Below are 19730 nucleotides of genomic sequence, written 5' to 3'. Positions count from 1 at the left end.
GCTGCGCCGGGCGCAGCGCCGGGGCCACCCCCTGAAGGGTTCCCCTTGTCTTTCTCCACCACCACCGGCTCCACCTCCACCGACACCTCCTCCCTGCGCGCCTACGGCTGGGACGACGCGTGGGCGGCCGACTTCGCCCCGTACGCGGCGCAAGGTCTGCTGCCCGGCCGCGTCGTCCGGGTCGACCGCGGCCAGTGCGACCTCGTGACCCCCGAAGGGCTCGTGCGCGCCGACACCGCGTTCGTCACTCCGCACGACCCCCTGCGGGTGATCTGCACCGGCGACTGGGCGGCCGTCGACCCGGAGGGGGCCGGTGACCCCCGTTACGTACGGGCGTGCCTGCCGCGACGGACCGCGTTCGCCCGCTCCACCTCGTCCAAGCGGTCGGAGGGGCAGATCCTCGCGGCCAACGTCGACCACGCGATCATCACCGTGTCGCTCGCGGTCGAGCTCGACCTCGGTCGCATCGAACGCTTCCTGGCGCTGGCCTGGGAGTCCGGTGCGCAGCCGCTGGTCGTCCTCAGCAAGGCCGACCTGGTGCCGGACCCGGTCGGGCTCTCCTATCTCGTCGAGGACGTCGAGACGGTCGCGCCCGGCGTCCAGGTCCTGCCCGTCAGCTCGCACACGGGGGAGGGACTGGACGTGCTCCGCGCGGTCGCCGGAGGCGGGACGAGCGTGCTGCTCGGCGTCTCAGGCGCGGGCAAGTCGACCCTCGCCAACTCGCTGCTCGGCGCGGACGTCATGGACGTCCAGGCCGCCCGCGACGTGGACGGCAAGGGCCGGCACACCACCACCACCCGCAACCTGCTCGTCCTGCCCGGCGGCGGTGTGCTCATCGACACGCCCGGTCTGCGCGGCGTCGGCCTGTGGGACGCGGAGGCGGGCGTCGGCCAGGTCTTCGCCGAGATCGAGGACCTCGCGGCCGAGTGCCGCTTCCACGACTGCGCCCACGAGTCCGAACCGGGCTGCGCCGTGACCGCCGCCATCGCCGACGGCTCCCTGCCCGAGCGCCGTCTCGACAGCTACCGCAAGCTCCTGCGGGAGAACCAGCGCCTCGTCGCCAAGACCGACGCCCGCGTCCGCGCGGAGATCCTCAAGGACTGGAAGCGCAAGGGCGCGGAAGGCCGCGCGGCGCTGGACGCGAAGCGGGGCCGCGTCCGCTGACCGAGGCCGGACCGCTGCCGCGGGCCTGGGGGGCGGACGGGTCCTGGCCCGGCCACCGGCGGGTCGGGACCCTGCCGCTCGCCCTCGCGGCCCGGCGCCGGGCGGCGCCTGCGCCTGGGGTCGGTCCCCTGGTTGTCCCAGGGGGTCGGGGGCTGCGTTGCTGGCCCTGCCCTGAGTGGCGTCGGGCGGTGCCTGTGGTTTGGGGGTGCGTCCCTGGTTGGCCCGGGGTTCGGGGCCGTGTCGCTCGCCCTGCCCGAGGGGCGCCGGGCGGCCCCTGCGCCCGGGGACCGGACCAGGTCCTGGTTGTCCCGGAGGTCCGGGGCTCGCGTCGCTCGCCCTCGCGGTCTGTGCTGGACGGCGCCTGCGCCCGGGGACCGGACCAGGTCCTGGTTGTCCCGGAGGTCCGGGCCTCGCGTCGCTGGCCCTCGCGGCCCGGCGCCGGGCAGCTCCTGCGCCCGAGGACGAGGTCCTGGCTGTCCCGGGGGGTTCGGGGCCGCGTCGGTCGCCCTGTGCTGACGGGCGCCGGGCAGCGCCCGCACCGGGGCCCGCCCGGGCCGTCCCGGGTGGTGAGGGAGCCGCGTCGCTCGCCCTCCGCAGGGCGCGGCGGTGCCGGGGCCCGGCCAGGAGCCCGGGCCGTCCCGGCGGGTCCGGCCGGGCCCCGTCCTGGCCTTCCCGCCAGCCCACCGGCCCGCGCCGGCCCGCGGCCGGTCTGCCGTCGTCGGACTGGTCGGGCGGCACCCCGACGGGTTCCCGTCCGTCCGCCCTGCCCGGGTGGCGCTGCGGCGGTCGGCAGGCCGGCCCCCGCCTCCCGCCTGCCGGCAGTCCGGGTCCGCCGGGCGGGCGTTCGGCGGGGCCCGTCGGTCCCGCCCCGCCGGTGGTCCCGACCCGCCCTGCCCGGGCGGCGCTGCGGCGGCCGGCAGGCCCGCTCCCGCCTCCCGGCCCCCCGCCGTCCGGGTCCACCGGGTGGGCGTTTGGCCGGGCCCGTGGGCCCCGCCCCGCCGGTGGTCCCGACCCGCCCTGCCCGGGTGGCGCTCCGGCGGCCCGCAGGCCCGCCTCCCGCCTGCCGCCGTCCGGGTCCACCGGGTGGGCGTTCGGCCGGCCCGTCGGTCCCGCCCCGCCGGTGGTCCCGACCCGCCCTGCCCGGGTGGCGCTGCGGCGGCCAGCAGGCCCGCTCCCGCCTCCCGGCCCCCCGCCGTCCGGGCCCACCGGGCGGGCGTTCCGCCGGGCCCGTCGGCCCCGCCCCGGCGGTGGTCCCCGACCCGACCCCCCACCCGCCCCGTTCCATCCGCCTCCGTGTCCGAAAACCGCCAGCCTGGCACCGTGGCCTCCCGCACACTGGAGGCATGACGAACACGGCGACGCTCTCCGCGACGCGCACCGCGACGACCGACACCGCCCCCGGCGCGGTCGCGGGGCGGGCGGGGGACGACGAGACGCGGTATCGGGCCGTGAGCAGCAGGGACGCGCGGTTCGACGGGGTGTTCTTCTTCGGGGTGTCGACCACCGGGATCTACTGCCGGCCCAGTTGCCCCGCCGTCACGCCCAAGCGGCGCAACGTCCGCTTCTTCCCGACCGCCGCGGCGGCCCAGGGGCACGGGTTCCGGGCCTGTCGGCGCTGTCGGCCCGACGCCGTGCCCGGATCCGCCGAGTGGAACGTGCGGGCGGACGTCGTGGGGCGGGCCATGCGCCTGATCGGTGACGGGGTCGTCGACCGGGAGGGCGTCCCCGGCCTCGCCGGACGGCTGGGCTACAGCGCCCGGCAGGTCCAGCGGCAGCTCACCGCCGAGCTGGGGGCCGGGCCCGTGGCCCTGGCCCGAGCCCAGCGGGCGCACACCGCGCGCCTGCTGCTCCAGACCACCCCGCTCCCGGTCACGGACATCGCCTTCGCGGCGGGCTTCGCCAGCGTCCGGCAGTTCAACGACACCATCCGCGCCGTCTACGCCCGGACCCCCACCGAACTGCGCGCCGAGTCCGGCACCGGTGCGGGCCCGCGCACCGCGCTCGCCGCCGGGGTGCCGCTGCGGCTCGCCCACCGTGGGCCGTACGCGGCGGGGGAGGTCTTCGACCTGCTGGCCGCCGAGGCGGTGCCGGGCGTCGAGGAGGTGGTCGGCGAGCCCGGCGCCCGTACCTACCGGCGTACGCTCCGCCTCCCGTACGGCACCGGGATCGTCTCCGTCGACGAGCGTTCCCCCGGGGCCTGGCTGGAGGCCCGGATCCATCTCGCCGAGCTGCGCGACCTCACCACCGCCGTGCAGCGGCTGCGCCGGCTGCTCGACCTGGACGCCGATCCGTACGCCGTCGCCGAGCGCCTCGGCGCCGATCCGGTCCTCGCGGCGGAGGTCGCCGCCCGCCCCGGCGTCCGGTCACCGGGCACGGCGGATCCCGAGGAGTTCGCGCTGCGGACGCTCGTCGGCGCCGAAGGGGCCGCCCGCCTCGTCGCCCGGTACGGCACCCCCCTGGAAACCCCCTGCGGCACGCTCACCCATCTGTTCCCCGAGCCGTCCGCGCTCACCGGCCACCCGGTGGCGGGTCCGCTCGCCGCCGCGCTCGTCGACGGCACCGTCCGCCTGGATCCCGGCGCGGACCGGGCCGCCTCCGCCGCTGCCCTGGCCGTCGTACCCGGGGTGAGCGCGCGGGCCGCCGCCGTCATTCGGATGCGGGCCCTCGGCGACCCGGACGTGCTCCCGGACGCGGAGGGCGCCCCCGGCGCCCACCCGGAATGGCGGCCCTGGCGCTCCTACGCCGCCCGCTACCTGCGGACGGCATGACGCCGCGGGAACCGCATGTGCCCTGCGGACGGCATGACGCCGCGGGAACCGCATGTGCCCTGCGGGCCGCACGCCCCCCCGGGGACCGCATGACGCCCCGGGGACCGCATGTGCCCCGCGGACCGCGTGACTTTCCGCGTCCGGTCTGAGCCGTGATCCGGCGCCGGACGACCGCCGACCGGCGATCGTCAGCCCCAGGTCCCGGTCGGCCCCCGTCAGCCCCAGGTCCCGGCCTGTGCCCGTCAGCCCCAGGTCCCGGCCTGTGCCCGTCAGCCCCAGGTCCCGGACGGCGCCCGTCAGCCCCAGATCACCGCTCCCGCCCACGCCCCCACGATCAGCAGGCACGCGAACAGCTCGACCAGGACGCTCGTCCCCGCCGCCCGCATCACCGTGCGCGTGGCCGCCCGGGCCTGGCCGTGGCCGCCGAGGCGGAGGCGTTCGGAGAGGTAGATCCCGCCGACGAACCCGGGGATCGCGCCCAGCACCGGCACCAGAAGGAAGCCCAGGAACGCGCCCGCTCCCGCGTACGTCACCATCCGCCGGGTGATGCCCACGCCCCGGAAGCGGCGCGGCGGCAGCTGCCATACGACCACCTGGGTGAGGAGCAGCAGTCCGGTGGAGGAGACGAGGAGGATCCAGGCGAGGCCCGTCTGCTCGTGCAGGGACCACCACAGCATCGCCGCCCACACCAGCCACGTCCCCGGCACGCCGGGCGTCAGCACCCCGAACAGGCCGAGCAGCATCACCGTCGCGACCATCAGGAGCTGCCACACACCCATCTGCCAAGGGTGCAGGAAGACGGGTGTTCCCGCAGGTCAAGACCGGCTGACCAGCGCGGGAGGTCAGGCCGCCACCGGCAGGGCCGCCGCCACCAGGTTCCGGGCCTTGCGCTCGATCAAGGGGAAGACGATCTTCAGCGAGGTCTCGCCGTACGGGGAGCACAGGACGAAGGAGGAGTTCAGGATCCGTTCCCTGACCTCCGAGCGGAACAGACCCTCCCGCCTGATCGTCATGGTGTGCTCGACCGGCTTCGCGAACACCGGATCCGCGCGGAAGATCAGGATCCGGCGGTCGGTCAGCGCCAGGTACATCGGGGTCGGCGCCGGGATCACCGCCATCGACCCGCCGCTGGCGATCGCCGACGCGATGCCGAAGGCGGCGGTACGGCGCACGGACACCGAACTCAGGTTGACGAGGGAGGTGACCTCCACCCGCTCCCCGGGCTCGAGCATCGGGGTGACGGCGGTCAGCAGGGCGCGGCGGCGCCTTCCGTTCATCGGTGGTGCTCCTGGGTGAGAGGGCCGGGACGGGGTCCGTTCCACCCCGTCCGGAAGAGAAACCGGCCGCTCACCCTGCCACACGGCCGTTCGGCCCCCACGGGCCGCCCTCACCGACGCGCCACCCACCCCTTCTCGTACGCGTGCCAGCCCAGCTGCAGCCGGGTCGTCACGCCCGTCAGCTCCATCAGCCCCTTCACCCGCCGTTGCACCGTCCGCAGGCCCAGGTCCAGCTGCTTGGCCACGCTCGCGTCCGTCATCCCCGCGAGCAGCAGGCTGAGGATCTCCAGGTCCGTCGGGTCGGGACCCGGGACCTCGTCCTCCGTCACCTGGGCGCCCGCGCCCAGCCGCAGCGGCAGGGCCTCGCGCCAGACCGACTCGAACAGGCCCATCAGCGACTCCAGGAGCCCGCTGGCATGCACCACGAGCGCGGCGGGTTCGGCGCCGCGGCCGGTGAGCGGCACCATCGCGAGGGTCCGGTCGGCGACGACCAGCTTCGTCGGCACCCGGTCCACGATCCGGATCTCCTCCTCGCGGCCGAGCGCCGCCGACAGCTCCAGCAGGCCCGACGGCTGGGTCAGCACCTCGCGCTCGATGACCACCCGATAGCGCACGCCCCGCTCGGCGGCCATCGCCTCCGCGTCGTTCTCCAGGCCGGTCACCGCGATCGGCTTGCCCGTCACCAGCGCGCAGACCTCCTCCGTCGCGCCCAGCTGGAGTTGGAAGAAACGATGCGCCACCGCGCTCGCGCCGGTCACCACCTCCACCAGGTCGTGCACGGCCGGCTCGGTCGCCTCGGCCCGGTACTCCTGCGCGAGCCGCGCCGCCGCCAGCTCGGCCTGCTCCAGCTCGTGCCGCTGCTGCGTGAGCAGCGCGCCGAGCGCCACGCCGGGCGGGGCCGCGACCCAGCGCCCGGTACGGGCCGAGGACTGCGCCGCCAGGCCCTGCGACTCCAGGCGGCGCAGCGCCCGCTCGGTGTCGCCCACCGGCAGGGAGAGCCGGTGGGCCAGGTCGGAGACCTCGGCCGCGCCCATGGCGACCAGCGCGCGGTAGGCGGACTCCTGCCGTTCGTCGAGACCGATCGCTCCCAGCATCGCTGACCCCACCCCTCGCGCGGACGTCCCCGGACGACCCGGACATGCCCCGGGCGGCCGGCGGACGCGTTCGTTCCGTCGGTGCACTGGCGGGAATCGGCCACGGCGCATTCCCGCCGCGCCCATCCTGCCCTCACCACCCTCACCTCTGCCAATGTGGCGCCACCGCAGCACCAACAGCCTCCGGAGATGGGCACCTTGTGCCGTCATGCCCGGAAACAGATGGGGAGAGTGATGCGCCCGATTTCACGTACGGCCCTGAGGGCGGCGACCGCCGCCGTCCTGGCCGTCACCGTGGTCGCGACGTCCGCGGCGGCAGCGCCGCAGGACGCCCCCGCGACCGGCAAGCGACCGCTGGTCGGCAGCGAAGCGGCCCGGAACGCCGCCGAGCGACCGGCCACGGTCACCCTCGTCACCGGTGACCGGGTCCTCGTCACCCGGGACGCCCGGGGCAACCCGGCGGCCGCGGCGCTGCCCCGCGAGGACGGCACCGTGCCGCTCGTGCAGACCCGCCGCTCCGGCCCCGAGCTCTACGTCTACCCCGAGGCCGCCACCGCCGCCCTCGCCGCGGGCCGGGTCGACGAGGAGCTCTTCAACGTGACCGGACTGATCCGCCAGGGCTACGACGACGCCGGCTCCGCCGCCCTGCCGCTCATCGCCGTCTACGGCACCGACCTGGCCGCCGCCCGGTCCCTGCCGCCCGCCCCGCGCGGCGCCACCCGCGGCCAGGTCCTCGAGAGCGTCGACGCCGTCGCGCTCACCGCCGACAAGAAGCGGGCCGCCGCCTTCTGGGCCGACATCGACGCACCCGCCGCCCGCGCCGCGTCCCACGGCGGCCTGAAGAAGCTGTGGCTCGACCGCAAGGTGCGGGCCACCCTGGAGCGCTCCACCGCCCAGGTCCACGCCCCCGAAGCATGGGCGGCCAGCTACGACGGCACCGGCACCAAGGTCGCCGTCCTCGACACCGGAGCCGACGCCGACCACCCCGACCTCAAGGGCCGGATCGTCGCCGCCGAGAACTTCACCGACTCCGCCACCACCGGCGACCGCCAGGGCCACGGCACGCACACCCTCTCCACCGTCGGCGGCAGCGGCGCCGCGAGCGGCGGCAGGAACAAGGGCGTCGCACCCGGCGCAGCCCTCCTCAACGGCAAGGTCCTCGACGACTCCGGCTCCGGCGCCACCTCGTGGATCATCGCCGGCATGGAGTGGGCCGTCGCCCAGGGCGCCGACGTCGTCTCCATGAGCCTCGGCAACCCCTCCGAGACCGACTGCACCGACCCGATGAGCGCCGCCGCCGAGCAACTCGCCCGCCAGGACGGCACGTTGTTCGTCGTCGCCGCCGGAAACAGCGGTCCCTCGCTCAACACCGTCTCCTCGCCCGGCTGCGCCCCGAGCGTCCTCACCGTCGGCGCCACCGACCGCGACGACTCCACCGCGTACTTCTCCAGCCGCGGTCCGACCACCCTGAGCCACACCCTCAAGCCGGAGATCGCCGCCCCCGGCGTCGCCATCTCCGCCGCGGCGGCCGGCGGGCGCGGCGTGTACGCGTACCAGGCCATGTCCGGCACCTCCATGGCCACCCCGCACGTCGCGGGCGCCGCCGCCATCCTCAAGCAGCGCCACCCCGACTGGACCGCGGGGCGGATCAAGGCCGCGCTGGTCTCCTCCGCCGACAGCGGCGTCCCCGGCGACGTCCGCGAGACCGGCGGCGGCCGCCTCGACGTCAAGGCCGCCGTCGACCAGACCGTCCTCGGCGCCCCCGCCGTCCAGGGCGGCACCTTCCACTGGCCGCAGGACGCCGCCGACCGCACCACCGTCGCCGTCCCGTACACCAACACCGGCGACAAGCCCGTCACCCTCTCCCTCGCCGTGGAGCGGGTCACCGGCAACGACGGCTCCGCCGTCCGCACGCCCCTCGCCCGCCTGGGCAAGCGCACCGTCACCGTCCCGGCCGGCGCCACCGTCGAGGTCCCGCTGCGGCTCGATCCCGCCGCCCGGCTCGACCACGCCCAGTACGGCGACGTCACCGGACGCGTCATCGCCACCGGTCCCGGCGGCCTCCACGTCTCCACCCCGTTCTCGCTCCACGTCGAGCCCGAGACGGTCACCCTCCGCGTCAAGCTGATCGACCGCCTGGGCAAGCCCGCCGGCGGGACCTCGTCCCTCGACGTCATCGGCACCGACACCGCCACCGGTGAGCGCCGCTTCAACGACGGTGCCGCCGACCAGGTCTACCGGCTCCGGCCCGGCAGCTACTTCCTCTCCTCCTTCGTCATCACCCCCGACGCCACGCCCGGGGCCACCCTGGCGGACTCGCTCGGCTACCTCGGCCGCCCCGAGCTGAAGCTCACCGAGGACACCCTCGTCGTCCTCGACGCCCGCAAGGCCCACCGGCTCTCCGTGCGCACCGACCGGCCCTCCGAAGTGCGCGCCGCCACCCTCGCCTTCGCCCGCTCCTGGGACGGCAGCTGGCTGCACGCCGGCAGCCTCGCCGCGGGCCGAACCGTCCGCGGCTACTACGCATCGGTCGAAGGCGAGCCCGAGAACGGCGACTTCGAGTTCGGCAGCCACTGGCGCACCGCCGCCCCGCAGATCTCCGCGCTCACCACCGGCGACGGCCTCGCCCTGCACCCGGTCACCGGCTCCACCGGCTCCGACAACCTCGACGGCACCGGAAGCGCGCGCCTCGTCGACGCGGGCACCGGCACCCCGGCCGAGCTGACGGCCGCTCAGGTCAGGGGCCGCATCGCCCTGGTGCGCTTCCCCGAGGGCCAGGAGTTCTCCGGAACCGTCGCCCGTGACGCCAGGGCCGCCGGCGCCATCGCCGTCCTCGCCCACCGCACGGCACCCGGCCGCTGGTACCCGAACGCCGGCTTCGGCAGCGCCGCCCTCCCGGTCCTCGCCGTCGAGTCGGCCGAGGCCGCCACGCTGTCGGGCAGGCTCGCGGCCGGCGAGGTCACCCTCCGCTGGAAGGCCACTGCGAAGAGCCCGTACGTCTACCAGCTGGCGTTCCCCGAGTCCGGCACGATCCGCGGCGAGCGGACCTACCGGGTCCGCGACGCGGCCCTCGGCAGCACCCGTTCCACGTACACCGCCATGGGTGTCGCCGGCGGCTTCGTGGACTTCGGCCTCGCCCGGCGGCCGAGCGGCCTCTCCGCCGCCTTCGCCGGCCTGGAGCCGGCCCCCGCGCCCGGCACCCGCACCGAGTACTACACGGCCGGGGACACGGTCTGGGAGAAGACGCTCTGCTCCAGCTTCCCCTTCGGCGAGCTGATGATCGGCACCCCGCACGCCTACCGGCCCGGCGAACGGCGCTCCGAGAGCTGGTACGACGGGGTCGTCGCCCCCACCGCCCCGCGCGACGCGACCGGAAAGCCGGTCCTCGTCGCCGAACGCCAGGGCAACCTGATCGGCTTCGCCGACGCCCTGTGGGGCGACACCGTCCACCACGCCCAGTCCGGCTCCTTCGGTGACGTCGGCAGCCTCCGGCTCAGCCGCGACGGGCAGGAGCTCGACCGGACGGCCTGGCCGTTCGGAGTGTTCGAGGTGCCGGCCGAACCCGGCAGGTACACCCTCGAACAGCGCACCGCGAAGATCGGCAGCAAGGTGTGGGCCCGCTCCACGGCCGTCAACTCCGTGTGGGAATTCACCTCCGGGCTCGACGAGAGCGTCTATTCTCAGGGCATCCCGATTCTCTTCCCCCGGTACGACCTTCCGGAGGACGGACTCAAGACCCTCGCCGCGACCGACGGCCAGCGGATCGGCCTCTCCGTGACGGGCCACGCGGGCTACACCCCCGCGCCCCTCACCTCGGCCCGGCTCTCCTACTCCTACGACGGCGGCGAGACCTGGACCGAAGCGCCGGTCTCCCGCCAGGGCGACGCCTGGAGCGCCACCGTCGACCACGCGGGCGCCACCGGCAGGCAGGTCACCCTGAAGACCGAACTGACGGACGCCCGCGGCAACTCCGTCACCCAGACCGTGGTCCGCGCTTACGACGTGCGCTGACCACGCGGTCCGCCGGACGACCTTCCCGTGGGGGGTGGGGTCGTCCGGCGGACCACCCTTTCCCCGCCCCGGAATTCCGCGACACATTTCCGGATGTCCCGTTTTCTGGCGGCCTGTGCGGTGGACAATAAGGGCATGACTCAGCAGGGGGACACCAACTGGTGGGACAAGCTCTACGACGAGGCGGCGCCCGACACCGCGCCCGCCCCGACGTCCGACAGCCTCGACGAGCGCTACGCCTCCGCCGCCCGCACCACCAGCGCCGACCCGCCGCCCGCCGCCCCGCCCGATGAGGCCATGCCCGCCGAGGCCGCTCCCGCCCAGGCCCCGTCCGCCCGGGCTCCGTCCGGCGAGGCCCCCACCGTCCAGGTCCCCGCGCCCCGCCCCCGTACCGGACACGTCGGCAGCCGGCCGCCCACCTACGAGGGCGAACCGACCGCCCTGCCCGCCGCCCGCCCCGGCGAGCTCGACGCGCTCGTCGCCGACACCGTCCTCGACGGCGCCCGCTACGGCGCCTACACCCTGCGCGCCGCCTCCGTCCGCGGCGACTCCGCCCGCTTCCGCGGCGAACCCCGCCGCGACGCCCTGCTCACCGCCCGCTTCGGCCAGGACGAGGCCGCCCTCGTCCTCGTCGCCGTCGCCGCCGGCCGGCGCACCGCCGACCACGCCCACCTCGCCGCCGCCGACGTCTGCCGCTGGATCGGCGAGTCCGTCGGCCGCAGCCACGCCCGGCTCTCCGAGGACATCCGCTCCGGCCGCCGCGGGGACCTCAAATCCGGGCTCCACCGGCTCACCGACCGCACCTACGGCAAGCTGCGCGCCCGCGCCGCCGAACGCGGCCTCGACCCCGACGCGTACACGGCGGGCCTGCGCTGCCTGCTGCTCACCGCCGACCCCGCGTGCCGCACCCGGGTCTTCTTCGGCGTCGGCCCCGGCGGGCTCTTCCGCCTCCGCGACGGCGCCTGGCAGGACATCGAGCCCCTCCTCCCCGAACCGGCCGCCACCGCCGGCGCGCCCGTCGTGGGCTTCGGCTCACCGCCGCCACCCCCGGCGGCCCCGGACGACCCCCGCGATCCCCGCGAGCCCCGTGACGCCCCGGAGGCCGCCGACGTCCCCGAGGCGACCGAGAACGGCGACCGGCTCACCCTGAAGCTGGGCGTCACCGACGCGCCCGGCCGTCCCTTCGTCGAGGACCCCCCGCCCCCGCCCGCCGAACCCTTCCGCTTCCGCGCCTCCGTCGCCCGCCCCGGCGACACCCTGCTGCTCGCCTCGCACGGCCTCGCCGAGCCGCTGCGCGGCGAACCCGCCCTGGCCCGCGAGCTCGCCGCCCGCTGGGGCGGCGCCGAACCGCCCGGACTCGCCGCATTCCTCGCCGACACCCAGCTGCGGGTGACCGGTTACGCCGACGACCGTACGGGGGTGGCCGTCTGGGAGGCGTAACCTCCACGGCCGTGGGGTGATGGACCCATGGCCAAACAGAACGTCGCAGAACAGTTCGTCGACATCCTCGTCCGCGCGGGCGTGCGGCGCCTGTACGGAGTCGTCGGCGACAGCCTGAACCCCGTCGTCGACGCCATCCGCCGCAACGCCGCCATCGACTGGATCCAGGTGCGGCACGAGGAGACGGCGGCCTTCGCCGCCGGCGCCGAGGCCCAGATCACCGGCCGGCTCGCCGCCTGCGCCGGCTCCTGCGGCCCGGGCAACCTCCACCTCATCAACGGCCTGTACGACGCCCACCGCTCCATGGCCCCGGTCCTGGCCCTCGCCTCCCAGATCCCCTCCAGCGAGATCGGTCTCGGCTACTTCCAGGAGACCCACCCGGACCAGCTGTTCCGCGAGTGCAGCCACTACAGCGAGCTGATCTCCAGCCCGCAGCAGATGCCCCGGCTGCTCCAGACCGCGATCCAGCACGCCGTCGGCCAGGGGGGCGTCAGCGTCGTCTCGCTCCCCGGCGACCTCGCTTCCGAACCGGCCCCCGACAAGGCGGCGGAGACCGCGCTCGTGACCACCCGGCCCACCGTGCGGCCCGGTGACGCCGAGATCGACGCCCTCGTGCGGATGATCGACTCCGCCGACCGGGTGACGCTCTTCTGCGGCAGCGGCACCGCCGGCGCCCACCCGGAGGTCATGCAGTTCGCCGAACGGGTGAAGGCACCCGTCGGCCACGCCCTGCGCGGCAAGGAATGGATCCAGTACGACAATCCGTACGACGTCGGGATGAGCGGTCTCCTCGGCTACGGCGCCGCCTACGAGGCCACCCACGAGTGCGACCTGCTGATCCTGCTCGGCACCGACTTCCCGTACAACGCCTTCCTGCCGGACGACGTCAAGATCGTCCAGGTCGACGTGCGGCCCGAGCGCCTCGGCCGGCGCTCCAAGCTCGACCTCGCCGTGTGGGGCGACGTGCGCGAGACCCTGCGCTGCGTCATCCCGCGCGTGCGGCCCAAGACGAACCGCCGCTTCCTCGACAAGATGCTGAAGAAGCACGCCGACGCCCTCGAAGGCGTGGTCAAGGCCTACACCCGCAAGGTCGACAAGCACGTGCCGATCCACCCCGAGTACGTCGCCTCCGTCCTCGACGAACTCGCCGACGACGACGCCGTGTTCACCGTCGACACTGGCATGTGCAACGTATGGGCGGCCCGCTACCTGACCCCCAACGGACGGCGCCGGATCATCGGTTCGTTCAGCCACGGCTCCATGGCCAATGCCCTGCCGCAGGCCATCGGCGCCCAGTTCACCGACCGCCGGCGCCAGGTCGTCACCCTGTCGGGCGACGGCGGATTCTCCATGCTCATGGGCGACTTCCTCACCCTCGTGCAGTACGACCTGCCGGTGAAGGTGGTGCTGTTCGACAACTCCTCGCTCGGCATGGTCGAGCTGGAGATGCTGGTCGCCGGAATGCCCTCGTACGGAACGTCGTACAAGAACCCCGACTTCGCCGCCGTCGCCCGCGCGGCCGGCGCCTACGGCGTCCGCGTCGAGAAGCCCAAGCAGCTCGCCGGCGCCCTGAAGGACGCCTTCCGGCACAAGGGTCCGGCGCTGGTCGACGTGGTCACCGACCCCAACGCCCTGTCCATCCCGCCGAAGATCAAGGCCGACATGGTGACCGGCTTCGCCCTGTCCGCCAGCAAGATCGTCCTCGACGGGGGAGTGGGCCGCATGCTCCAGATGGCTCGATCCAACCTGCGGAACGTGCCCAGGCCCTGACCGTCCGTGCACCCGGATGAATGCCCGCGTGCCCCCGGGGCATGCATCCCCGTGAGCCTGTTCGACGCGACGACGGGGTGGGGGGACATGGCCGGGGAGGCGAAACAGCCGACGGGGCTGCTCAGAAAGGTGGGATGCGCGGATCTCGCCGCGGTGCCGGAGGTGCGGCACGCCCTGCGGGCGATGCTCGGGACGTGGGGCGGGCCGGGCGCCACCGACGTCGCGGAACTGCTGACCAGCGAGCTGGTGACCAACGCCCTGGTCCACACCGACCACGGGGCGGTGGTCAGCGCCACCGTCGCCCCCGAGCACCTGAGGGTCGAGGTCCGCGACTTCGTCTCCGGACTGCCCGCCCCGCGCGTACCGCACGCCGACGACGGTACGCACGGCAGGGGACTCGTCCTCGTCCAGGCGCTCGCCGACTCCTGGGGAGTGGAGAACCACGGGGCGGGCAAGGTCGTCTGGTTCGAACTGAACGGCGAGGCCGCCTGAGGCGGCCCCGCCACCATCGTGCTCAGCCGAACTGCTGCTCCAGGTCCGCGAGCTTGCGCTCCAGGGAGTCGAGCCGGGGCAGCGTCTGGGTGTCGTCCTCGGCGGTGAGGTCCACCGTCCGGGGCTCCGCCGTGCGGGACTCGCCCGGGCGCGGCTCAGCGCCCTTCACGGCTTGGAGGGAGGGCCGGGTGCGAAGCGGCAGCTGTCCGGGGTCCGCTATGGCGGGCTCCGCGACGGCGGCCTGCACCGTGCCCGTCGCGGAGCCCGCGCCCGAGGCGGCACCCAGCGCCGCCATCTCGACCTGCCGGCCGGACCGGCCGAAGGCGCGGTGCTGACGGTTCAGCGCCTTCAGCCGCGCCCGGTCCAGCTTCGCCTGCTCCCGCCTGCGGATCCGGTTCTGCTCCTTCTCCCGGCGGTCCTCGCGCACCTCGTCGACGGCCTCGTCCAGGGTCCGTACGCCTTCCAGGAGCATCAGCGACCAGGCGCCGAAGGTCTCCCGGGGCGCCCGCAGCCAGCGGACCATCCGGATCTGCGGCAACGGCCGCGGGATCAGGCCCTGTTCGCGCAGCGCCGCCCGCCTGGTCTGCTTCAGCGCCCGGTCGAAGAGCACCGCCGCCGACAGCGACATGCCGGCGAAGAACTGCGGAGCGCCCGCGTGGCCCAGGCCGCGCGGGGCGTGCACCCAGTTGAACCAGGCCGCGGCGCCCGCGAACGTCCACACCAGCAGGCGGGAGCCGAGGGCCGCGTCGCCGTGACTGGCCTCCCGGACGGCCAGCACCGAGCAGAACATCGCGGCGCCGTCGAGGCCGAAGGGGACCAGGTACTCCCAGCCTCCCGAGAGGTTGAGGTTCTGCCGGCCGAAGCCGACGAGCCCGTGGAAGGAGAGCGCCGCCGCGACCGCGGCGCAGCAGAAGAGCAGGACGTAGGAGGCGGTGCCGTACACGGCCTCCTTGCGTCTGCGGCGCTCCTCGCTGCGCTCCCAGGAGTCCTCGGCCGCGGCCTGGTCACCGGCGCGCTTGCCGCGCGCGAGCACCGCCACCGCCGTCAGGACTCCCGCCACCATCACGCCGCCCGGAAGCAGCCAGTCCAGCGATATGTCGGTCAGTCTCATTGCGGTGTCCCTTGCCTCGCAGTAGTGCCTCGCAACAGGGCGATACGGCCGCCCATACTGGCCGACCGGGCGGGGCGGGCAGGGGGTTTCGCGGCAAGAGCACGCCAACGGGGTCGCACGGCATGCGAATAGGTGCGATCTGGTCGAACTCCCGCGCGACGGCAGGGGGTTGTGTTCGAGTCACGTCACCCGGGGCAGTGGTGTGGTCTCAGGCGGTCGCCGCCAGCCGGCGGACCCGCTCCGCGTCGGCGGTCCGCGGGCACGTCAGGCAGGTGTCCTCGGGGCGCAGCGTGTAGAAGAGGCAGCACGTCGCCCGGTCCCGCGTGGAGCGTGCCGTCCCGCACGCCTCCGCCGAACCCGGCAGCTCCCGGAAACCGGCCGCCCCCACGTAGGGCCTGGCCGACCCCGGCATCAGCCGCTCCAGCTCCGCCAGCGCCCGCCGTTCCTCGCCCAGCAGCGCGGCGACGTACCACAGGCCCTCGACGATCTCGTCCGTGACCATGCCCCACAGCGCCCGCCGGCCCCGGCGCATCCGCGGCCCGAAACCGGCCAGGACCTCCTCGAAGTGCTCGGCCAGCGCCTCGCGCACCTCGGCCCGCAGCGCCTCCTCGTCCGCGACCACCCGTGCGCCCGGCAGCGCGGCGGCCGGGTCGCCCGGCAGGCACGCGAACTCCTCCACCCGCACCGCGAGCCGGCCGAGGGCCCGCTGGAAGGCCACGTTCCGGGCCGGAAGGCGGGGCACCCTGCGGTGCAGGAACCACGGAAGGGTCACCATCAGGCAGACCGGCCAGGCGTACCGGTGCAGACCGAAGCTCGCCACCACGTCGGGGCGGGCCGGCCGCCCGTAGTCCCGGCGCACCTGTGTGTCGTCCCAGGCGAGGAAGGCGTCCAGGCCGTCTCCACCCGCGCCGAGAGCGTCCGAGGCCACCCAGCCCGTCCCGCGCGGCATGCCCTCGTCACTCGCCCGTTCGTCCACGCGAAGAGCGGTGAACACCTCGCCGAGCCGGGCGTACGCGGCCGCGACGGGCGAGGCGGGAGCAGACGGCAGCAGAGCGGGCACGGTCATGCGGGGACCACCGAATCGCGATCGTTAGCAGGTAAGCCTTACCTTACCCGATGCGTACGGTGTTTGAACTGCGACGCCGTCCGCCTATCGTGCACGGAGGACCCCGCCACCGCGAGCCGGGGCCCGGCACGACAGCGCAGGAGGACCCGGGTGGAGCACGGCGACACGCGCGGACGGACCACCGACGGGTCCGCGCCCGCGCCCCACGGCGACCCCGCGGCCCCGTACGACGGCGCCGCGAGGGTCCCCGGGCAGACCCGCGCCCACGACGTACGCGGCGAACACACCCACGGCGAACCCGCCCCCAGGACCGTCCGCCGGCACTCCGTCCGCGGCCAGGTCCTCCAGGCGCTGCGCACCGCCCTCGTCGGCGGCGAACTCCGCCCCGGCGAGGTCTACTCCGCCCCCGTCCTCGCCGAACGCTTCGGCGTCTCCGCCACCCCCGTCCGCGAAGCCATGCAGCAACTCGCCACCGAGGGCGCCGTCGAAGTCGTCCTCAACCGCGGCTTCCGCGTCATCGAACGCACCCCCCGCGAACTCGCCGAACTCGCCGAGGTCCGCGCTCTCATCGAGGTCCCCGTGATGCTCCGGCTCGCCCGCACCGTCCCCGCTGCCCGCTGGGCCGAACTCCGCCCCCTCGCCGAGGCCACCGCCACCGCCGCCGCCCGCGGCGACCGCGCCCACTACGCCGAAGCCGACCGCGCCTTCCACCGCGCCGTCCTCTCCCTCGCCGGCAACGAACAGCTCCTCCACATCGCCGACGACCTCCACCGCCGCTCCCAGTGGCCCCTCGTCAGCGCACCCGCCACCAGTCACGGCCGGCTCGTCGCCGACGCCGCCGAACACACCGCCCTCCTCGACGCCCTCGTCGCCCAGGACCTCCCCGTCGTGTCGTCCCTCGTACGGGAGCACTTCACCGGAGCGCAGGACTGACGACTAAGGTCTCCCGTACGTCCGACCGCGCCGACCGAGAGGTGCCCATGCCGTCCGTCCGCGCGGAGCGCCCCGGGGCCCCGGCCCTGCTCGGCTGGCTCACCGACCCCGACGCCCCCCGCCTCTGCCTCGTCACCGGCGCCCCCGGGCTCCTCGACTGGCTCGCCGCCCACGGCCCCCGCGTCGCCGGACGCCGGCGCACCACCCGCGCCCTCGTCCCGCTCACCGGCCGCACCGCCCTCGGCACCGCCTGGGCCGTCGCCGACCACCTCGGCGTCGTCGCCGGCTCACCCGACGACCTCGTCCGCGCCCTCGCCACCACCGACGACGGCCGCACCGCCCGCACCGTGCTGCTCCTGCCCGCCCTGCACACCGCCGCCGAACCGCTCGCCGTGGCCCGCCTCCTCAAGGACCTCGCCGGCCTCGGCCGGGTCCGCGTCGTCGTCGAGACCCTTCCCGGCACCCCCGAACACGACGTCCTCGCCGAAGGCCGCGTCGCCGTCGTCGACGAGGACCAGGCCGCCGAACCGTCCCACGGCATCCCCGCCCCCGCGCCACCGGACCTCTCCGACCCGCACGCCGTCTGCGCCGCCGACCCCGTCGCCGTCACCACCGGCTACGTCCTCGACCCGGCCGACGACCACGGCGGCCTCCGCCCCGCCTGGCTGCGGGCCGGCCAGGCCCTGTGCGCCGCCGCCACCCCCGCCGACCGGGCCCTCGGCCTGCTCGCCCTCCTCGGCGACGGCGCCGACCCCCGGCTGCGGCCCGCACTGCACGAACTCGCCGCGGGCGCGCCCTGGCGGGTGCGCTGGACCCGGGTCGCCGGAGACGTCGCACCGCCCTGGCCCGGCCCCGTCGCCGCCCTCGCCGCCCAAGACGGCACCCTCCTCGTCGCCGGCCTCGCCGGCACCGTCCACCTGCTCGCCGCGGCCGACGCCCGACCCCTCGGGCGGCTCGACCACCCCGTCACCGGACGCGTCACCTCCCTCGCCCCCGCACCCGACGGGACCGTGCTGCTGCTCGACGAACGGGGCCGGCTGCACACGGTGCGGGGCACCCGGCCCCGCCCGCCCTACCTCCAGCGCCTCACCGAGGCGGTCTCCGCCACCCTCACCCGCCACCCCGGCACGGCACTCGCCGCCATCGCGGGCTCCGTGGTCGTCGGCGACCGGCTCGGCTCCGTCCACGCCTTCGGCCTCACCGGCCTCCACCAGGCCGCCCTGCACAGCGGCCGCGTCACCGCCGTGGCGGCGGTCGAGTCGGCGACCCCGTTCGTCTGCAGCGGCGGCACCGACGGCGCGGTCCGCCGTTGGACCCCGGGCCGCGCCCCGGACCCGGCCCCCCTGGCCGAGCGCCCCTCCCCGGTCGTCTCCCTCTCCGCCACCGAGACCCCGCAGGGCCCCGCCCTCGCGGTCGCCTGGGCCGACGGCACGGTGCGGCTCGACCGCCCGGAGCAGGGTGACCGCCTGGACTTCCGCCCCGGGCCCCCGGTCCGCTCGGTTGCCGTCACACCCGACGGTGCGCTGGTCATCGGCATGGACGAGGCAGTGGTCCGCCTGGAGCGGGTCAGTGGGTAACGCGCGCGTCGTGGCACGGCTCGCAGGCACCCGACGGCCCGGAGCGGAACCCGCGCCACCCCCTACCGCGCTCCCGCGGCCCCCGCGAAACCCGCGAAGCCCGCGCCCCGCGCGAAACCCTCAGATCGCCGCGCGCGGCGCCAACTGCCCCGCCAGCCACGTCGGTACGCCTCCGAGAAGCCGGAAGAGCCGTCCCGCCTCCGCCCGTAGCCGTCCCGCTTCCGGTTCGGTCTCCGCCTCCGCGAGGGAGGCCAGCGCCGGGACCGTGCCCACCAGGTAGCCCAACTCCTCGCGGATGCGCAGGGATTCGGTGAAGCCGTGCCGTGCCTCCGCCAACTCGCCCTCGCGCAGGGCGAGACCGGCCAGGTGCCGCCAGGTGAAGGAGAGCAGCAGGGTGTCGCCGTGGGCGGTGGCGCCTTCGTGGGCGCGGCGGTAGGCGGCGCGGGCCGCCTGGGGGGAGTCGCCGAGGTTCTGGGCGACGAGGCCGCGCCGGAAGTCGAGCAGGGCGCGCCGGGGCGTCTCGGGTCCGATGAGGGCCGCCGCGCGCCCGAGCGCGGCGCGGGCCTCGTCGGCACGGTCGCGGACGCCGAGCAGGGTGGAGGCGTAGGCGAGGTAGCCGCGTTCGCAGGCCGCGGCCCCGCGCTCCTCGTCGCTCGTCGCGACGGCTTCGGCCGCGCGGAGGGCCTCCTCGGCGTCGGCCCAGCCCTGCTCGGTGTAGAGGCAGCGTTCGATCAGGAGGGCCGCCCGTTCGAGGGCCACGGCGGGTTCGGCCGCTTGTGGGGCGAGGAGTTCGGCCGCGTCGGTCCAGCAGCCGCGTGAGCGAAGTCTCCAGACCGCGGTCTCCAGTGGGGTGCCCCGGCCGTACTCCACATTGCCCTCCCCGAGCGCGCCATCGAGCTGTTGAGTAGGACGGCATCTCAGCACGGATCGGAAGGCCGGGCCAAGGGGTCGGGTGAAACTTTTCACAAAGGGAGGGGTGGCGGAAACGGGGCCCGGCATGGCAAAGGGGCGGCAGTCGCCTGCCGCC

Annotated in this window: 14 protein-coding genes; 8 read left to right on the top strand and 6 right to left on the bottom strand. The window is 75.4% G+C overall.

What is annotated here, in order from left to right:
* Nucleotides 1-45: 45 nt before the first annotated feature.
* Together rsgA and ABD954_RS06950 are read left to right on the top strand one after the other, a co-directional pair.
* Nucleotides 46-1164 carry a ribosome small subunit-dependent GTPase A gene (rsgA, locus tag ABD954_RS06955; RefSeq protein ID WP_345484908.1) on the top strand — a complete coding sequence of 373 codons (1119 nt, stop codon included), beginning with the start codon at nucleotides 46-48 and terminating at the stop codon, nucleotides 1162-1164.
* Nucleotides 1165-2507: 1343 nt separating this feature from the next.
* Complete coding sequence (locus tag ABD954_RS06950; RefSeq protein WP_345484907.1) at nucleotides 2508-3932, top strand: DNA-3-methyladenine glycosylase 2 family protein; 1425 nt, start codon at nucleotides 2508-2510, stop codon at nucleotides 3930-3932.
* A gap of 296 nt (nucleotides 3933-4228) precedes the next feature.
* On the opposite strand, the gene ABD954_RS06945 is transcribed toward ABD954_RS06950, so the two are convergent.
* The 3 genes from ABD954_RS06945 to ABD954_RS06935 all read right to left on the bottom strand — a co-directional run bounded on the left by ABD954_RS06945 (nucleotide 4229) and on the right by ABD954_RS06935 (nucleotide 6303).
* Entirely contained in the window at nucleotides 4229-4711 is a 483-nt protein-coding gene (locus ABD954_RS06945; RefSeq protein WP_345484906.1) for a DUF456 domain-containing protein, read from the bottom strand.
* Nucleotides 4712-4774: 63 nt separating this feature from the next.
* Nucleotides 4775-5209, bottom strand: coding sequence for a hypothetical protein (locus ABD954_RS06940; protein ID WP_345484905.1), 435 nt, complete (start codon nucleotides 5207-5209; stop codon nucleotides 4775-4777).
* A gap of 110 nt (nucleotides 5210-5319) precedes the next feature.
* Nucleotides 5320-6303, bottom strand: a complete 984-nt coding sequence (locus tag ABD954_RS06935) for a helix-turn-helix domain-containing protein (protein WP_345484904.1) — start codon at nucleotides 6301-6303, stop codon at nucleotides 5320-5322.
* A 234-nt stretch (nucleotides 6304-6537) separates the two neighbouring features.
* Between ABD954_RS06935 and ABD954_RS06930 the strand changes: the two genes are divergently transcribed.
* From ABD954_RS06930 to ABD954_RS06915, 4 genes are all read left to right on the top strand, one after another.
* On the top strand, nucleotides 6538-10314 hold the full coding sequence (locus ABD954_RS06930; RefSeq protein WP_345484903.1) for a S8 family peptidase: 3777 nt from the start codon (nucleotides 6538-6540) through the stop codon (nucleotides 10312-10314).
* A 135-nt stretch (nucleotides 10315-10449) separates the two neighbouring features.
* A complete protein-coding gene (locus tag ABD954_RS06925) occupies nucleotides 10450-11754 on the top strand; it encodes a protein phosphatase 2C domain-containing protein (protein WP_345484902.1) in 1305 nt (434 codons plus the stop codon).
* Between the two features lie 27 nt (nucleotides 11755-11781).
* A complete protein-coding gene (locus ABD954_RS06920) occupies nucleotides 11782-13524 on the top strand; it encodes a pyruvate dehydrogenase (protein WP_345484901.1) in 1743 nt (580 codons plus the stop codon).
* Nucleotides 13525-13611: 87 nt separating this feature from the next.
* A complete protein-coding gene (locus ABD954_RS06915) occupies nucleotides 13612-14016 on the top strand; it encodes an ATP-binding protein (RefSeq protein WP_345484900.1) in 405 nt (134 codons plus the stop codon).
* Nucleotides 14017-14038: 22 nt separating this feature from the next.
* On the opposite strand, the gene ABD954_RS06910 is transcribed toward ABD954_RS06915, so the two are convergent.
* Entirely contained in the window at nucleotides 14039-15127 is a 1089-nt protein-coding gene (locus ABD954_RS06910) for a DUF2637 domain-containing protein (RefSeq protein ID WP_345484899.1), read from the bottom strand.
* Nucleotides 15128-15335: 208 nt separating this feature from the next.
* Complete coding sequence (locus ABD954_RS06905; RefSeq protein WP_345484898.1) at nucleotides 15336-16193, bottom strand: (2Fe-2S)-binding protein; 858 nt, start codon at nucleotides 16191-16193, stop codon at nucleotides 15336-15338.
* 150 nt (nucleotides 16194-16343) lie between these two features.
* Here ABD954_RS06905 and ABD954_RS06900 point away from each other — a divergent pair, with 150 nt between their 5' ends.
* A complete protein-coding gene (locus ABD954_RS06900) occupies nucleotides 16344-17126 on the top strand; it encodes a GntR family transcriptional regulator (protein ID WP_345484897.1) in 783 nt (260 codons plus the stop codon).
* 47 nt (nucleotides 17127-17173) lie between these two features.
* A complete protein-coding gene (locus tag ABD954_RS06895) occupies nucleotides 17174-18703 on the top strand; it encodes a WD40 repeat domain-containing protein (RefSeq protein WP_345484896.1) in 1530 nt (509 codons plus the stop codon).
* Between the two features lie 120 nt (nucleotides 18704-18823).
* Here ABD954_RS06895 and ABD954_RS06890 read toward each other — a convergent pair whose 3' ends face one another.
* On the bottom strand, nucleotides 18824-19573 hold the full coding sequence (locus tag ABD954_RS06890) for a hypothetical protein (RefSeq protein WP_345484895.1): 750 nt from the start codon (nucleotides 19571-19573) through the stop codon (nucleotides 18824-18826).
* Nucleotides 19574-19730: the final 157 nt, after the last annotated feature.

The sequence above is a fragment of the Streptomyces roseoviridis genome (genome assembly GCF_039535235.1).
Classification (GTDB): domain Bacteria; phylum Actinomycetota; class Actinomycetes; order Streptomycetales; family Streptomycetaceae; genus Streptomyces; species Streptomyces roseoviridis.
Note: the sequence above shows the minus strand (reverse complement) of the source record. Positions and strands in the feature narration are given on the sequence as shown.

What these genes read in the sequence shown, in the direction of transcription:
- ABD954_RS06950 (WP_345484907.1), top strand. Translation starts at nt 2,508, where the DNA reads ATGACGAACACGGCGACGCTCTCCGCGACGCGCACCGCGACGACCGAC.
- ABD954_RS06945 (WP_345484906.1), bottom strand. Translation starts at nt 4,711, where the DNA reads ATGGGTGTGTGGCAGCTCCTGATGGTCGCGACGGTGATGCTGCTCGGC.
- ABD954_RS06940 (WP_345484905.1), bottom strand. Translation starts at nt 5,209, where the DNA reads ATGAACGGAAGGCGCCGCCGCGCCCTGCTGACCGCCGTCACCCCGATG.
- ABD954_RS06935 (WP_345484904.1), bottom strand. Translation starts at nt 6,303, where the DNA reads ATGCTGGGAGCGATCGGTCTCGACGAACGGCAGGAGTCCGCCTACCGC.
- ABD954_RS06930 (WP_345484903.1), top strand. Translation starts at nt 6,538, where the DNA reads ATGCGCCCGATTTCACGTACGGCCCTGAGGGCGGCGACCGCCGCCGTC.
- ABD954_RS06925 (WP_345484902.1), top strand. Translation starts at nt 10,450, where the DNA reads ATGACTCAGCAGGGGGACACCAACTGGTGGGACAAGCTCTACGACGAG.
- ABD954_RS06920 (WP_345484901.1), top strand. Translation starts at nt 11,782, where the DNA reads ATGGCCAAACAGAACGTCGCAGAACAGTTCGTCGACATCCTCGTCCGC.
- ABD954_RS06915 (WP_345484900.1), top strand. Translation starts at nt 13,612, where the DNA reads ATGGCCGGGGAGGCGAAACAGCCGACGGGGCTGCTCAGAAAGGTGGGA.
- ABD954_RS06910 (WP_345484899.1), bottom strand. Translation starts at nt 15,127, where the DNA reads ATGAGACTGACCGACATATCGCTGGACTGGCTGCTTCCGGGCGGCGTG.
- ABD954_RS06905 (WP_345484898.1), bottom strand. Translation starts at nt 16,193, where the DNA reads ATGACCGTGCCCGCTCTGCTGCCGTCTGCTCCCGCCTCGCCCGTCGCG.
- ABD954_RS06895 (WP_345484896.1), top strand. Translation starts at nt 17,174, where the DNA reads ATGCCGTCCGTCCGCGCGGAGCGCCCCGGGGCCCCGGCCCTGCTCGGC.